Source organism: Sphingomonas faeni (assembly GCF_040407565.1).
Classification (GTDB): Bacteria; Pseudomonadota; Alphaproteobacteria; order Sphingomonadales; family Sphingomonadaceae; genus Sphingomonas; species Sphingomonas faeni_F.
In genome coordinates, this window is sequence record NZ_JAPZPR010000005.1 from 287,069 (window position 1) to 301,023 (window position 13,955).

The following is a 13,955-nucleotide window of genomic DNA, read 5'->3' on the forward strand; positions in this document are numbered from 1 at the left end:
GACGCATGCTAGGGGCGGCGACGGCTGTCATGGCCATCGTTTCTCCATTGTTTCATCAGTCTGGGAGCACCCGCGGTTGGGCGCAATATCTGATACGGGCACCGCCGCTTCGGCCGCACCCGTGGTTACCCGTTTCGCTCCGTCGCCGACGGGGTTCCTGCATCTTGGCGGCGCGCGCACCGCGCTCTTCAACTGGCTGTTCGCCAAGGCGAATGGGGGCAAGTTCCTGCTGCGGATCGAGGATACCGACCGGGTCCGCTCGACCCAGCCGGCGATCGACGCGATCATCGACGGAATGCGCTGGCTTGGGCTGGACTGGGACGGCGACGTCGTCATGCAGTTCGCAGGCGCTGAGCGCCACGCGCAGGTCGCGCACGAAATGGTGGCAACTGGCCACGCCTATCGCTGCTACATGACCAACGACGAGATCGCCGCGATGCGCGCCGAGGCACAGGCCGCGAAGAAGCCACTCCGCATCCGCAGCCCGTGGCGCGATCGCCCCGAGAGCGAAGCACCGAACCTCCCCCATGTCGTCCGCCTGCGCGCGCCGCAGGAGGGGGCCGTCACGATCGAGGATCGCGTGCAGGGCGCCGTCACGGTCAAGAACGAAGAGATCGACGACCTCGTCCTGCTCCGGTCCGACGGCACGCCGACCTACATGCTCGCGGTCGTCGTCGACGATCACGACATGGGCGTCACGCACGTCATCCGCGGCGACGACCATCTCAACAACGCGTTCCGTCAGCTGCCGATCTATCGCGCGATGGGCTGGCCCGAGCCGATCTACGCGCACATCCCGCTGATCCACGGCCCCGACGGCGCCAAGCTGTCGAAGCGTCACGGCGCGGTCGGTATCGAGGCATACCGCGACGAGATGGGTATCCTGCCCGAGGCGTTCGACAACTACCTGCTCCGGCTCGGCTGGGGTCACGGCGACGACGAGATCATCAGCCGCGAGCAGGCTGTCGAATGGTTCGACCTGTCTGGCGTCGGCAAGTCGCCGTCGCGCTTCGACTTGAAGAAGCTCGAGAATCTCAACGGCCATTACATCCGCGAAGCCGACGACGCTCGGCTGGCGCAACTTGCCGCCGATCGTCTTGGTCACAACCTGCCGACCGGCGGACTCGATCTTCTGACTCGCGCGATGCCCGTCCTGAAGCCGCGTGCCGCAAACCTGAACGAGCTCGCCGAAGGGTCGAATTTCCTGTTCAGCCAGCGTCCCTTGGCGATGGATGACGCCGCGGCGAGCCTTTTGCAGGGTGAAGCGAGTGCAATTTTGGTCAATGCCCATGCCGAACTTGACGCGCTCGCCACGTGGGATACGGAAGCGCTCGAAGGCGCGGTACGGCGCGTGGCCGAAGCGCGGGGCGTTAAGCTCGGCCAGGTCGCACAGCCGCTTCGCGCCGCGCTGACGGGACGCAAGACGTCGCCGGGGATCTTCGACGTGCTCGATTTGCTCGGGCGCGACGAGAGCCTGGGACGGATCGCCGACCGGATGGCTAGCTGATAAGATTTCGAGGAAGGATACAAGCATGAGCGAGACCGCAACCCTCAAGGTCGACGGCAAGGATTTCGAGTATCCGGTGATGTCCGGTACGGTCGGACCCGATGTCATCGATATCCGCAAGCTGTACGCGCAGACGGACAATTTCACCTATGATCCGGGCTTCACCTCGACGGCATCGTGCCAGTCGAAGCTGACCTATATCGATGGTGACGCGGGCACGCTGCTGCACCGCGGCTACACGATCGGCGAACTGGCCGAGCAGTCGAACTTCATGGAAGTCGCCTACCTCCTGCTCAACGGCGAACTGCCGAGCGAAGACGAGCTGGCGAACTTTTCGACCACGATCACGCGCCATACGATGGTGCACGAGCAGCTCGCGCAGTTCTTCCGTGGCTTCCGCCGCGACGCGCATCCGATGGCGATCCTGTGCGGCGTCGTCGGCGCGCTCTCGGCGTTCTATCACGATTCGACCGACATCCACGATCCGGCACAGCGCGTCATCGCGTCGCACCGCCTGATCGCCAAGATGCCGACGATCGCCGCGATGGCGTACAAGTACAGCGTCGGCCAGCCTTTCGTCTATCCGGACAACACGCTGAGCTACACCGGCAATTTCCTGAAGATGACGTTCGGCGTCCCCGCCGAGAAGTACGTCGTGAACCCGATCGTCGAAAAGGCGATGGACCGCATCTTCATCCTCCACGCCGATCACGAGCAGAACGCGTCGACCTCGACCGTCCGTCTCGCTGGTTCGTCGGGCGCCAACCCGTTCGCGTGCATCGCGGCCGGCATCGCCTGCCTGTGGGGCCCCGCGCACGGCGGCGCGAACGAAGCCGCGCTCAACATGCTGCATGAGATCGGCACCGTCGACCGCATCCCCGAGTATATCGCCCGCGCCAAGGACAAGAACGATCCGTTCCGCCTGATGGGCTTCGGCCACCGCGTCTACAAGAACTACGATCCGCGTGCGGCCGTCATGCAGACGACCGTCAAGGAAGTGCTCGGCGAGCTGGGCGTCACCGACCCCGTGTTCGACGTCGCGATCGAACTCGAGCGTCTGGCGCTCAGCGATCCGTACTTCATCGAGAAGAAGCTCTTCCCGAACGTCGATTTCTACTCGGGCGTGATCCTGTCGGCGATCGGCTTCCCGACCTCGATGTTCACCGTCCTGTTCGCGCTCGCCCGCACCGTCGGCTGGGTCGCGCAGTGGAACGAGATGATCACCGATCCCGACCAGAAGATCGGCCGTCCGCGCCAGCTGTACAGCGGCCCGACCGCGCGTGACTACGTCCCGATGGCGTCACGCTGATGAAGACGCTCCGGCCGATCCTGATGGTCGTCGGCGTGCTCAGCGCGCTGATGGGTCTGCTCTGGATCGGTCAGGGGCTAGGATACGTCCACTGGCCGCAGTCGAGCTTCATGCTCGACCAGCGGCCTTGGGCGGATCGCGGTGCATTCCTCGCCGCGTTCGGCCTCGCGCTGATATTAGTGGCGCGCCGGATCCGCCGGTAACGTCAGCACGAACCGCGCGCCTTCGCCGGGTGCGCTCTCGATCGTGAGATCCCCCTGCATCGCCCGCGCGAGACGCCGCGCAATATACAGGCCGAGCCCGTTGCCGCCGGCCTCCGACGGATCGACCCGTTCGAATTTCTCGAAAATTCGGATCTGATCGTTTGCCGCGACGCCCTTGCCGCGATCGGCGACGACCACGATCGCCTGGGCATCCGAACGGGTGGCAGCCACGGTAACGTGCGAACCCTTGGGCGAATAGCGCACGGCGTTGCCGATGAGATTGACCAGGATCTGCAGCACGCGTCGAAAATCGCCCAGCGCAGCCACCTTTTCGTCCATTGCCGGTCGGACGATCGCAACGTCCGCGTTCGACGCACGCACGGACAACAACCCGGCGGCGCGGCGCGCTACATCGGCCAGATCGACGGGTTCGGGCTTTAGCGTGAAGTCGGCGCGCTCGACCGCCTGCAGGTCGACCAGATCGTCGACCAGTTCGAGCAGATGGCGCCCCGCGCTCGCGATATCCGCGGCGTAGTCGGCGTAATCGGCCTGGACCGGGCCATCGGCTTGCGCGTTGATGCTGTCTGCGTTGGCCACGATCCGCGCGAGCGGGGTCCGCAACGCCTTGTCGAGGCCCGTCGTGAACGTCGCCGACAGCGTTTCCGGCACCAGCACCGACGGTGTACCTTCGTCTGCCACCATGCGGGCCGCACCGATGAAACCGGCAAACGTGCCGGATGCATCATGCCGCACGTCGGCCGTCAAGATCACCGACTTGCCCGAGCTACGCAACCGCGCGGGCTGTGACGCCAGAGCGCGGCGGCGAGCAAGCGAATCGAGAATTGGCAGCGCACCGTCGGCGCCGGTATCGAGTGCGAACATCGCCGTTAGCGGCTGGCCGAGCGCGGCGAACGCGTCAAAGCCGTGCTTCGGGCCAGCATCGAGCGACACGAATGTGAGCCGCAGCGACGAATCGGTCTCCCAACGCCAATCGGTATCGCTCCGCAGATAATCGGCTTCCGCTTCAGGCGACGGGCGGGCGGGCCGCCATGCACCGATTTCGCGCCAGCCAGTGACCGATAGGCGAATATTGTCGCCGTCCGGCTGAGCCCGGACCCACAGCTCGACGTCCGCTTCGTCGTCGGCAACCACGACGCCACGCGACACGATGATGCCAAGACGTCGCGCAAGCCGTGCGATCGTCGCGAGTTGTGGCACCGCGAGCGGCGCGCCGCGCATTCCGCCCGCACGCTGGTTCAACGCGATCAACGCCGGGTCCGCGAACGTCAGCGAACCGTCCGGCGCGACGATCGCATGGGCGATCGGGCTTTCGGTCGAGGGATCGAACACGCTCATCGCCGCTCCGTACGCGCCAGCGCACGCAGCGCCATCCGAAAATCGCAATGCAACGCCAGCGGCGCCAACGAGGTCCGGGCCTCGGCAACGGGGATAGCAATGATCGTGTCGAGCGCGTCGGCAAACGCCTCGATATCGCGGCGTGGATCGGCCTCGGCGAGTGCGAGGGCGATCCGCGCGATCGACGAACGATCCAGATCGATCGCACGCAATGCCAACCAGAGCCGATCGCCCTCCGGCTCGAGCGTGATCGCACGGACCTGATCGAATGCGACGCCGATGGCGTTCGCCAGTACCGCAACAAACAGCGACAGCCGGCGATCGCCGATCGCTTCGACCAGCACCGCGGCGAGTTCGTTCGGTCGCGCGTCGAGCGCTGCGGCGAGGCGCATCGCCACCGCGTCCGGCCGCTCGCCTTCGTCATGCGCGGCAAGGCAGCGCTGCGCCGCATCCGTGATCGCACGGTCGCTTGCGGGCGACGACGTCTTCAGTCCGGTGCGTACCGCAGCAGCGATCCACCAGACGAGCCGGTGATGCAGTTCGGCGGGCAGGTCGGTTCCCACCGCCGTACCGTTCTCATTGGCAGCGCGGCGCCGACTTTCGGCCGCCAGTAATGCGGATGCGGCGGACGCGACGATGCTGTCGGGGACGCCGGCGAGACGGACCAACAGGCTGGCCTCGTCCGGTTCGGTCACCTCGATCGGCAGCGCCGCAGCAACCAGATCATGCCGTACGCGCGCGATCAGTTCGTCCATCAGATCTTCGTCGCGCAACAGACCCGCGCGGGTCAGGCGTTCGGTCACACGCCCGGGGTTGGACCCTTCCTTGAGGATCGCCTCGGCCGCTGTCGTCGATCCGTTCCCCGTCAGCATCCTTGCCGCGTAGCGGCGAATGTCGGATTCGATCGCACCGATGATCGCGTCGAGCACATGCGCCAGCATGCCGCGCGTGCGATCGTCCAGCCGTGCATCGTCATCCTGGAAAAAATCGGCGATCGTGCCGGCCAGTCGCGCTTCGGCACGCAGGCGCGCGTTTTCGGCCCGCGACACGGGATCGTCATTCACGGGCGCAGACTGATGCGCGGGGTCTTGGCCGACCGACATGATCTCGTAAGTAACCCCCTGTCGTTAAGGCGAGCCTAAGGCGTCGGGCGAAGACGTTCGATTACCGCCGCCAACGTCGCGGTCGCATAGACTGCGGTCAGGCCCAGACCGAGGGTCGGCAGGCCGGCCGCAGCGAACGCCGTGACGACCAGCAGATACGCGGTCGGGCTTCCCCACCAGATCTGGCGATCGCGTTCGAGAATCGCGCGTTCGGCAAGCGCGGCGATTGCCACGAGCGCGATGCTGATCGCCAGCGCAGTGGTCTCTCCCGCGCGGCCGCTCTCGATAAACGCGAAGATCAGAATCGCCGCCGCAGCCACTCCGCCAATCGCCATCGTCTGCCACCGGGCCAGCGACGCATCGTCGCGCAGTCCGCTGAGCACATTTCCCAGTGCCAACCCGATACAGCCGGCGAGAGCGACAAGAAGCCCGGTCGCCGACAGCCCGAAACCGATCGCCAGCAATCCTGCAACGCCCAGCGCGAGCCCCATAGCGCCGACCGTCGCGCCGGCGACGCCGCGGTCGACCAGCCGCGGCAGGCCCAGCCGCGCGATCGGCGCCAGCACGAACCGGTCGAACCAACCGCGTCGCCCGGACACGATCGTCATCAGCACAGCACGACCGCGCTCCTCGAGCGTCCGTGCCTGGCGCTCGATACCGTGGCCGCCGCGCACCGCGTCGGTCGGCAACAGAACCTGCGTCGCGCGGGACTGCACTGCGAATCGCAGCAGCGACGATTGCAGGTCGTAATCCTGCGGCAATTCCGCGACCTCGGCGATCCGGCTGGAGCCGAGGCGAGCGACGCCGGCCCATGCCATCTGTCCTCCGACGCGTTCGAACCCCGGCCCGGCATCGGCTTCGGGCACGACCAACAGGCAGTCACCTTCCTCGACCGCCATCGCCTTGACGATCGCCTCGGTCGTGACAAGCCCGTCGCCCAGCATCAGCACGCGGGCGAGCGGATGCAGCTTCTCCACCGCCTCGCGCGCGGATCGAACGGTATCGACCGACACGCCGCGCCGTCCGATCCGGGCGATCGCGCCCAGCAGTTCGGGTGTCAGCCGCGAAACGACGACGATCACTTGCGACACGCCGGCGGCGATTAGCAGCCGCGCCTGATACTCGATCAGCGTGACGCCGCTGAACGGAAGGGTGGCGGCAAGACGATCGGGACGATCGTCGGCGTCGTGAATTGCAAATAAAAGGCCGGCAAGCATCGTCGGCTGTTAGGCGCTAGGCGCCGTCCTGCAAAGCCCGTCGCGATCCGGTTGCCTTGCGCTAGAGCCGCGACACCGCGCGGCGCAGCGACTTCAGCGTATCCGGATCATGCGCTCGGCCCTCGCCGGCTGCCGTGGCAAGCGCCATGAGCCGCAACGCCCCGAAACTCGCAGCAAGTCCCCGCAGGCGGGCAGTCGCCGCAGACCATTCAGCCGCATCCTTCGCCAACGTCATCGCGGTCAAAGCGCGCTCCGCCCCCTCCACGAACGCGAATCGCAACTCGGCGATCAACGCAGGCTCGTCGCCCACCGCCGCAGCCAGCGTCGCATCGATTGCTCCCGGATCATACGCCATGCTGCCTCGCTTACCGGACGGATGCTTAAGACAAGGTTCCGCTAGTCGTTTCGCCTGCCGATATTTCGTGGTAGCCTCGTCGCATGAACGGGGGTTCGTCAATGATCGGTTTTCGTGCGGTGGCAGACAACGCCCATCCTATCCGTGAGGACATGCCGATACGTGCGGATATGATGATGAACCCTGCGATGAACCCGGTAGAGCATGACAATCCCGAATTGCTCGATCCGCTGGAGCCGTTTGAACAAAATGCGACCGACCGCACGAGGCTGTTCCTGGCACTTGCCGTAGGCGTAGTCTTGGTCTGGCTTGTCAGCCTGCTGTGGCTGGCGCGCGGTTCGCTCGCCACGGCAGGCCCCATCGATGTGGTCCAGTTCGTCGCCGCGCTCTGCATCGTCCCCGCGCTGGTCGGCATCGTGTGGCTGCTCGCAATGCGTACCAGCCGGACCGAGGCGCATCGGTTCGGCGTTACCGCGCAGGCGATGCGCGACGAGGCCGCCAGCCTCGAACGCACCGTGGCGGCGCTTTCGCAGACGATCGACGCCAACCGCCTCGCGCTCGCCGAGCAGGTTCAGATGCTGATCGCGATCGGCGGCGGTGCGACCGAACAACTCGCGGCGATCGGTCGCGGCATGGTCTCGGAAATCGACCAGGCTGCAGCGCATGCCCGCAATCTCGCCACCTCGACAGCTGGCGCGCAGACCAGTCTCGGCGTCCTGATCGCGACGCTGCCGCGCGCTCAGGCCGACATCGACGATGTCGCCAAGCGCCTTGAACGCACTGGATTGTCCGCGAGCGAACACGCCGCCGCGCTCGATGCCCAGATCGCCGCACTCGCAGAACGCGGGCGGGAGGCCGACGCGATGGCCAGCGGCGCCGCGCAACGCCTCGCTGCGCATATCGTCCGTATGGAGGCGACCAGCCAGACCGCGGGCGATCATCTCGTTTCCGTCACCGATGGCATGTCCGCCGCGGTCGATGCGCTGCTCAACCGGACGGCGGACGCGGTCGATCATTCGCGCCGAGGCATCGCCGCGCAGGGCGACGCGATGCTGGCGATGGTAGGCGCCAACCAAGCTGCACTCGACAGCGCTGCCCGTGACAGCGCCGAAGCGCTCGCGACCCGGATCGCCACCGTCGAAGAGGCGATCGACCGGGTCGCCACCCGGCTCGACGAACAACGCGACGCCGGCGATGCGATCGTCGACAGCCTCCATAGGGGTCTCGGCGCAGTCGAGACGCGGATCGAGGCAATGCATCAGCACGGCACCGAACGCGCGCTGGGGCTGGCCGCTTCGATCAGCGCGCTTGGCGGCTCGGCGGACGCGATGACCGAATCATTGCGCGCCGGCGATTCGATGGCAACGCAGACCATCGCCACCACAGAAACACTGCTGTTGGCGCTGGACGCTGCCTCGCGCGAGATCGACGAGACCTTGCCCGATGCGCTGACTCGTCTCGACTCGCGCGTATTGGCGAGCAAGGCGATCGTCGTCGCGTCGCGACCCGACCTGCTCGCGCTGGTCACAGCTGCCGAAAGCACGCACGACGCGATCGAGGCTATCGCCGGCGTCATCGGCGAACAGCGCCTTGCCCTCGATCATCTGTCGAGCAATCTTCTCAACACGCTCAACACCGGCCGCGCCAAGGCCGATGCGCTCGGCCAGATGGTCGACGAGGCGATCGGCCGCACGCAGCATTTCGCGGAAGAGGCCGCGCCGCAACTGATCGAGGCGCTGCACCGCGTCCGTGAAACCGCGATCGTTGCCGCCGACAAGGCGCGCGAGACGCTTGCTCAGGTAATTCCCGAAGCCGCGGCGGCGCTCGGCGCGGCCAGTGCGGACGCGATGCGCCGCGTGACCAACGACACCGTCGAGCGCCAGGTCCGCGCGATCGTCGACACTGCCGATGCCGCAGTCGATGCGGCGACGCACGCGACCAGACGGCTGGCCGACCAGGTCCAGCTGATCGTCGACCAGACCGCGATCGTCGAAGCGCGGATCGAGGACGCGCGCAGCGAACGCGAGGATGCGGACCGAGACACCTTTGCCCGCCGCGTCTCGCTGTTGATCGAGTCGCTCAACTCGGCGTCGATCGACATCACCAAGGCGATCGCACCCGAAATATCCGACAGCGCGTGGGGCGCATATCTAAAGGGCGACCGCGGCGTCTTCACGCGTCGCGCGGTGCGCATCCTCGATGCGAACGAAGCCCGGCAGATCGCCGACTTCTACGACGGGGACGAGGCTTTCCGCGACATGGTCAACCGCTACATCCACGATTTCGAAGCGATGCTCCGCACGATCCTGACGCAACGCGACGGCTCGCCGCTCGGCGTGACCTTGCTGTCGTCGGACATGGGCAAACTGTACGTCGCGCTGGCACAGGCGATCGAGCGCCTGCGCTGAACTGAACGGGAGTCGTTGAAATGATCCAGCGTCACCGCTGACGCGGCCCTCGCCAGCGGAGCAATCCGCCGAACGGACTCGAATTTCGAGACATACATGCCAAGATTGAAGAAAAAGATTTGCGTCGTCACCGGCGCAGCAAGCGGTATCGGCCGCGCAATTGCGGGGCGCTTCCACGACGAAGGCGCTATCGTCATACTTACCGATATCGACGACACTACCGGTGCCGAGGCTGCGGCGGCCATCGGTTGCCGGTTCGAAAAGCTCGACGTCCGCGAAGAGGCGGATTGGCAGCGCCTAGCGGCGATCGTTCCGGTGGCCGATGTGGTCGTGAACAATGCCGGCGTGACGGGTTTCGAGCACGGCATGGCCTCGCACGATCCCGAACATACGAGCTTGTCGGATTGGCGCGCGGTTCATGCGGTCAACCTCGACGGCACGTTCCTCGGCTGCCGCTATGCGATCACCGCGATGAAGGCGGCCGGCACGGGATCGATCATCAACATTTCGTCGCGGTCGGGGCTGGTCGGCATTCCCCTCGCTGCAGCCTATGCGTCGTCGAAGGCGGCGATCCGCAATCACAGCAAGACGGTGGCGCTGTATTGCGCACAGCAGGGGTGGAAGATCCGCTGCAACTCGGTGCATCCCGCGGCCATCCTGACGCCGATCTGGGAGCCTATGCTCGGGAGCGGGCCGGACCGCGAGGCGCGGATGGCGGCGCTGGTGGCCGACACGCCGTTGAAACGGTTCGGAATGCCGGACGAGGTGGCCACGGTCGTGGTGATGCTCTCGTCGGACGAGGCGACGTATATCACGGGGACGGAGATTAACATCGATGGTGGGTTGCTGGCGGGGTCAGCCGCGTCGCCGGGGTGAATGCTAACTTGTAATCCTCCCCCGCCAGGGGGAGGTGGCTGGCACTTGCCAGACGGAGGGGGAGGTAAGGGAAACCTCCGTTCCGTATCCTCCCCCTCCGTCGCCTTCGGTGCCACCTCCCCCTTTACGGGGGACGTCGATGGCCCCTCAGCGCGTGACCATGTTCCCGCGATCGAACAGGTCGACCGTCTGGGGCGTGATCCAGCCGTAGTTATAATTCAGCTGGAACAGCACGAACAGCACCGTCGCCACCACGGTCACCCGCCAAGCCGTCCGCCCCGAGCGAAACTCGTGCGGCGCGCTCTCGGCCTGGCCGGGGACATGTTCGCCCCCAACCTCGCGTGTCGTCTTCACGCCGAACGGCAGGACCAAGAACACCGAGAACGACCAGAACAGGACGTAGATCGCGAGTGCCGAGGTCCAGCGCACCCGATCAGCCCTCGATCAGCAGCACGTCGACGATCGGCTGCTTGCCGGTCCAGCGCTTGGCGACCTTGCGCACCGCGAGCCGGATTTGCTCGCGCATCTTCTCGCTCTCGCGCTTGCCACCGCGTACCGTGTCCGCAGCCGCCTGGACCGCGTCGGCGATGAACGCCGCCCGGTCCTCCTCGACCGGCACGCCCTGCACGCGGACCTGCGGCTGGCCGACCATCCGGCCGTCCTTGCCAAGCGCGACACCAACCGAAATCTGGCCGTTGATTGCCAGCTTGCGCCGCTCGCTCAGCGTCGCGCCGTCCGCCGGCAGGATCACGTCGCCATCGAGCACCAGACGCCCGACCGTCGCGTTGCCGATCTTCGCCGGCCCCTTGGGCGCCAGACGAATGATGTCGCCGTTGCTCTGCACGATCGCGCGCGGAATGCCCTGCTCAAGGCCGAAGCGCGCATGCTCCATCATGTGGCGCATCTCGCCGTGCGTCGGCACGAGCACGTCCGGCCGCAGCCAGTCGTACATCTGCGCAAGCTCGGGCTGACCCGGATGGCCCGACACATGGACGTGCGCCTGGCGCTCGGTGATCATGCGGATGCCCTTGGCCGCCAGCGTGTTCTGGATGCGACCGATCTGGACCTCGTTGCCCGGGATCTGCTTGGACGAGAAGATCACCGTGTCATCGGCTTCGAGCGTGATCGTGTGCTGGCCATTGGCGACACGCGCCAGCGCCGCGCGCTCCTCGCCCTGGCCACCGGTGGCGATGATCAGCACCTTGTTCTTGGGCAGGCGCATCGCCTCGTCGGGGCTGATCGTGTCGGGGAAATCCTTCAGATAGCCCGTCGCGCGCGCCACCTTGATGATCCGGTCGAGCGAACGCCCGGTCACGCACAGCTTGCGCCCGGTTTCCTTCGCGACTTCACCGAACGTGTGCAGACGCGCTGCGTTCGACGCGAAGCTGGTGATCATCACGCGGCCCTTGGCCTTGCTGACCTCCTCGAACAGACCTTTCCGAACGGTGCTTTCGCTGCCCGATGCAGTGGTGTTGAAGATGTTAGTCGAATCGCAGACCAGCACGTCGACGCCCTTGTCGCCGATCGCCATGAAGCCCTCGGGCGTGGTCGGATTGCCGATCACCGGGTTCTTGTCGAGCTTCCAGTCGCCGGTGTGGAACACGCGACCATAAGGCGTGTCGATCAGGAGCGCGTTCGCCTCGGGGATCGAATGCGACATCTCGACGAAGGTGAAGCCGAACGGCCCGAGCTGAAAATTGCCGCCCATCGGGATCATCTTGAGCTTCACGCGGTTGGCGATGCCCTCTTCCTCGAGCTTGCCGCGGATCAGGCCCATCGTGAACGGCGTCGCGTAGATGGGCACGCCGAGGTCTTCGGCGAGGTACGGCAGCGAGCCGATATGATCCTCATGGCCGTGCGTGATGACGATGCCGAGCAGGTCGTCGATCCGGTCCTCGATGAAGGACAGGTCGGGCAGGATCACGTCGACGCCGGGATATTGCGGATCGGCGAAGGTGATGCCGAGATCGACCATCACCCACTTGCCCTGACAGCCGTACAGGTTGACGTTCATGCCGATTTCGCCGGAGCCGCCAAGGCCACAGAAAAGGAGTTCGTTCTTCGGAGTCATTGATTACTTTCAGGATTATACAGGAATATGGCCCGCAGGCCGGTCGGCGCGAGCCCAATGGCCCTAGATATGGTGACGATCCCACATCATCGCCAGCCCCTGGATCGTCAGGTCGGCTTCGATGACATCGAACACGTCGGTCTGTTTCTCGAATAATGTCGCGAGGCCGCCGGTGGCGACGACCTTCACGGGACGGCCGATCTCGCGTTTCATCCGCGCGACCAAACCCTCGATCATCGCGACATAGCCCCAATAGATGCCGATGTGCATCTGCGAGACGGTGTTGAGTCCGATGACGCTGGTATCGGTCGGTGCCTCGATCGCGATCCGGGGGAGTTTCGCCGCGGCGGTCACCAGCGCGTCGAGCGACAGGTTGATCCCCGGCGCGATGATCCCGCCCTTGTACGCGCCGCTATAGTCGACGACGTCGAACGTGGTCGCGGTGCCGAAATCGATTACGATCAGGTCGCCCGGATGCAGCGCATGCGCGGCGATCGTGTTGACCGCACGGTCGGCACCAAGCGAGGCAGGCTCGTCGACGTCGATTGCGATGCCCCATTCGACCGGCGGATGACCGGCGATCAGCGCTTCAGTGCCGAAGTATTTCGACGCAAGCACTTGGAGATTGTGGAGCGCGCGCGGGACGACGGTGGCGACGATCACGCCCTCGACCGCGGTACGATCATGCCCGCCGAGCTGCATCAGCTGGCTCAGCCACACCGCATACTCGTCCGCCGTCCGCCGCGGATCGGTCGCGATCCGCCAGCGTGCGACGATCTCACCGGCATCCACCAGCGCGAACACGACATTGGTATTGCCGGCATCGATCGCGAGCAGCATCAGCGGGGCCTCAAAGCAGGAAGACGTCGGCAGCGTGAATGACACGCCGCTCGCCAGACGCCAAGCGGAGGATCAGCGCGCCGTCGGTATCGAGCCCGACGAACAGGCCGTCGATCCCACTGCCATCGGGGAGGCGGGCAGTCAGCGCGGTACCGGCGGGATGCGCGCAATCGACCCAGCGCTCGCGGACGGGGGCGATACCCTCGGTCCGCCAGCGGCCGATCCAGCGTGCGAAACTGTCGGCGAGGATGTCGAGGAACATCGCCGGTTCGACCACAACGCCGTGCGCGGCGAGATCGGTCGTCGCGCGATCGGGCAGATCGGGATGATGCGCGATGTTGACGCCGTAGCCGACGATCACCGCATTATCCGCGCGCTCGAGCAGGATGCCCGACAGCTTGGCATCCGCGAGCAACAGATCATTCGGCCATTTCAGGACCAGCGTCTCGCTCGCATCGGTCGTGCCCTGGCAGATCCCGGCGACGAGGAACGTCGACACCGTTTCCTGCAACGCGACCGCGGCGACCAGCGCGAGGCTGGCGGCCGGCGGATCGTTCGGCCGCAATCGGACCAGCGTGCTCGCGTAGAGGTTACCCTCGGGCGACGACCAGTCCCGACCGAGCCGCCCCCGCCCCGCCGTCTGGCGGATCGCGCGCAACCAGAGACCGTCCTCGGTACCGCCGCGTGCAAGCTCCAGCAGGTCGGCGTTG

Annotated in this window: 13 protein-coding genes; 5 read left to right on the top strand and 8 right to left on the bottom strand. The window is 65.9% G+C overall.

Going from position 1 to position 13,955, the window contains the following annotated elements; translation table 11 throughout:
* The first annotated feature begins 76 nt into the window (after positions 1-76).
* From gltX to O6Y00_RS12390, 3 genes are read left to right on the top strand one after another with little or no spacing between them, the layout of a single operon-like run.
* Positions 77-1,507 (top strand): glutamate--tRNA ligase, encoded by a 1,431-nt coding sequence (gltX, locus tag O6Y00_RS12380; protein WP_435368622.1) that lies wholly within the window; start codon positions 77-79, stop codon positions 1,505-1,507.
* A gap of 25 nt (positions 1,508-1,532) precedes the next feature.
* A complete protein-coding gene (locus tag O6Y00_RS12385; RefSeq protein WP_060524737.1) occupies positions 1,533-2,816 on the top strand; it encodes a citrate synthase in 1,284 nt (427 codons plus the stop codon).
* Positions 2,816-3,019: a hypothetical protein gene (locus O6Y00_RS12390; RefSeq protein WP_056482223.1), complete on the top strand. Its 204-nt coding sequence runs from the start codon at positions 2,816-2,818 to the stop codon at positions 3,017-3,019. The genes O6Y00_RS12385 and O6Y00_RS12390 overlap by 1 nt, the downstream gene beginning before the upstream one ends.
* On the opposite strand, the gene O6Y00_RS12395 is transcribed toward O6Y00_RS12390, so the two are convergent.
* The 4 genes from O6Y00_RS12395 to O6Y00_RS12410 form a co-directional block, all read right to left on the bottom strand.
* A complete protein-coding gene (locus tag O6Y00_RS12395; protein ID WP_353442921.1) occupies positions 2,993-4,375 on the bottom strand; it encodes a sensor histidine kinase in 1,383 nt (460 codons plus the stop codon). The genes O6Y00_RS12390 and O6Y00_RS12395 overlap by 27 nt on opposite strands.
* Positions 4,372-5,424 (bottom strand): DUF2336 domain-containing protein, encoded by a 1,053-nt coding sequence (locus O6Y00_RS12400; RefSeq protein ID WP_353442922.1) that lies wholly within the window; start codon positions 5,422-5,424, stop codon positions 4,372-4,374. Before O6Y00_RS12400 ends, O6Y00_RS12395 begins: the two co-directional genes overlap by 4 nt.
* Before the next feature lie 89 nt (positions 5,425-5,513).
* The gene (locus O6Y00_RS12405) at positions 5,514-6,695 is read right to left on the bottom strand and encodes a hypothetical protein (protein WP_353442923.1); all 1,182 of its coding nucleotides are present in this window, start codon (positions 6,693-6,695) and stop codon (positions 5,514-5,516) included.
* Positions 6,696-6,756: 61 nt separating this feature from the next.
* Entirely contained in the window at positions 6,757-7,050 is a 294-nt protein-coding gene (locus O6Y00_RS12410; protein ID WP_353442924.1) for an Hpt domain-containing protein, read from the bottom strand.
* A gap of 101 nt (positions 7,051-7,151) precedes the next feature.
* Here O6Y00_RS12410 and O6Y00_RS12415 point away from each other — a divergent pair, with 101 nt between their 5' ends.
* Positions 7,152-9,458 carry a hypothetical protein gene (locus O6Y00_RS12415; protein ID WP_353442925.1) on the top strand — a complete coding sequence of 769 codons (2,307 nt, stop codon included), beginning with the start codon at positions 7,152-7,154 and terminating at the stop codon, positions 9,456-9,458.
* A 96-nt stretch (positions 9,459-9,554) separates the two neighbouring features.
* The gene (locus tag O6Y00_RS12420) at positions 9,555-10,334 is read left to right on the top strand and encodes an SDR family oxidoreductase (RefSeq protein ID WP_353442926.1); all 780 of its coding nucleotides are present in this window, start codon (positions 9,555-9,557) and stop codon (positions 10,332-10,334) included.
* 147 nt (positions 10,335-10,481) lie between these two features.
* Here O6Y00_RS12420 and O6Y00_RS12425 read toward each other — a convergent pair whose 3' ends face one another.
* From O6Y00_RS12425 to O6Y00_RS12440, 4 genes are all read right to left on the bottom strand, one after another.
* The gene (locus O6Y00_RS12425; protein ID WP_060524725.1) at positions 10,482-10,763 is read right to left on the bottom strand and encodes a DUF1467 family protein; all 282 of its coding nucleotides are present in this window, start codon (positions 10,761-10,763) and stop codon (positions 10,482-10,484) included.
* Between the two features lie 4 nt (positions 10,764-10,767).
* Entirely contained in the window at positions 10,768-12,405 is a 1,638-nt protein-coding gene (locus O6Y00_RS12430) for a ribonuclease J (protein WP_353442927.1), read from the bottom strand.
* Between the two features lie 63 nt (positions 12,406-12,468).
* Complete coding sequence (locus tag O6Y00_RS12435; protein ID WP_353442928.1) at positions 12,469-13,245, bottom strand: type III pantothenate kinase; 777 nt, start codon at positions 13,243-13,245, stop codon at positions 12,469-12,471.
* A 10-nt stretch (positions 13,246-13,255) separates the two neighbouring features.
* A complete protein-coding gene (locus O6Y00_RS12440) occupies positions 13,256-13,945 on the bottom strand; it encodes a biotin--[acetyl-CoA-carboxylase] ligase (RefSeq protein WP_435368625.1) in 690 nt (229 codons plus the stop codon).
* Positions 13,946-13,955 lie beyond the last annotated feature (10 nt).

What these genes read in the sequence shown, in the direction of transcription:
- O6Y00_RS12390 (WP_056482223.1), top strand. Translation starts at nt 2,816, where the DNA reads ATGAAGACGCTCCGGCCGATCCTGATGGTCGTCGGCGTGCTCAGCGCG.
- O6Y00_RS12385 (WP_060524737.1), top strand. Translation starts at nt 1,533, where the DNA reads ATGAGCGAGACCGCAACCCTCAAGGTCGACGGCAAGGATTTCGAGTAT.
- O6Y00_RS12405 (WP_353442923.1), bottom strand. Translation starts at nt 6,695, where the DNA reads ATGCTTGCCGGCCTTTTATTTGCAATTCACGACGCCGACGATCGTCCC.
- O6Y00_RS12410 (WP_353442924.1), bottom strand. Translation starts at nt 7,050, where the DNA reads ATGGCGTATGATCCGGGAGCAATCGATGCGACGCTGGCTGCGGCGGTG.
- O6Y00_RS12435 (WP_353442928.1), bottom strand. Translation starts at nt 13,245, where the DNA reads ATGCTGCTCGCGATCGATGCCGGCAATACCAATGTCGTGTTCGCGCTG.
- O6Y00_RS12395 (WP_353442921.1), bottom strand. Translation starts at nt 4,375, where the DNA reads ATGAGCGTGTTCGATCCCTCGACCGAAAGCCCGATCGCCCATGCGATC.
- O6Y00_RS12420 (WP_353442926.1), top strand. Translation starts at nt 9,555, where the DNA reads ATGCCAAGATTGAAGAAAAAGATTTGCGTCGTCACCGGCGCAGCAAGC.
- O6Y00_RS12415 (WP_353442925.1), top strand. Translation starts at nt 7,152, where the DNA reads ATGATCGGTTTTCGTGCGGTGGCAGACAACGCCCATCCTATCCGTGAG.
- O6Y00_RS12430 (WP_353442927.1), bottom strand. Translation starts at nt 12,405, where the DNA reads ATGACTCCGAAGAACGAACTCCTTTTCTGTGGCCTTGGCGGCTCCGGC.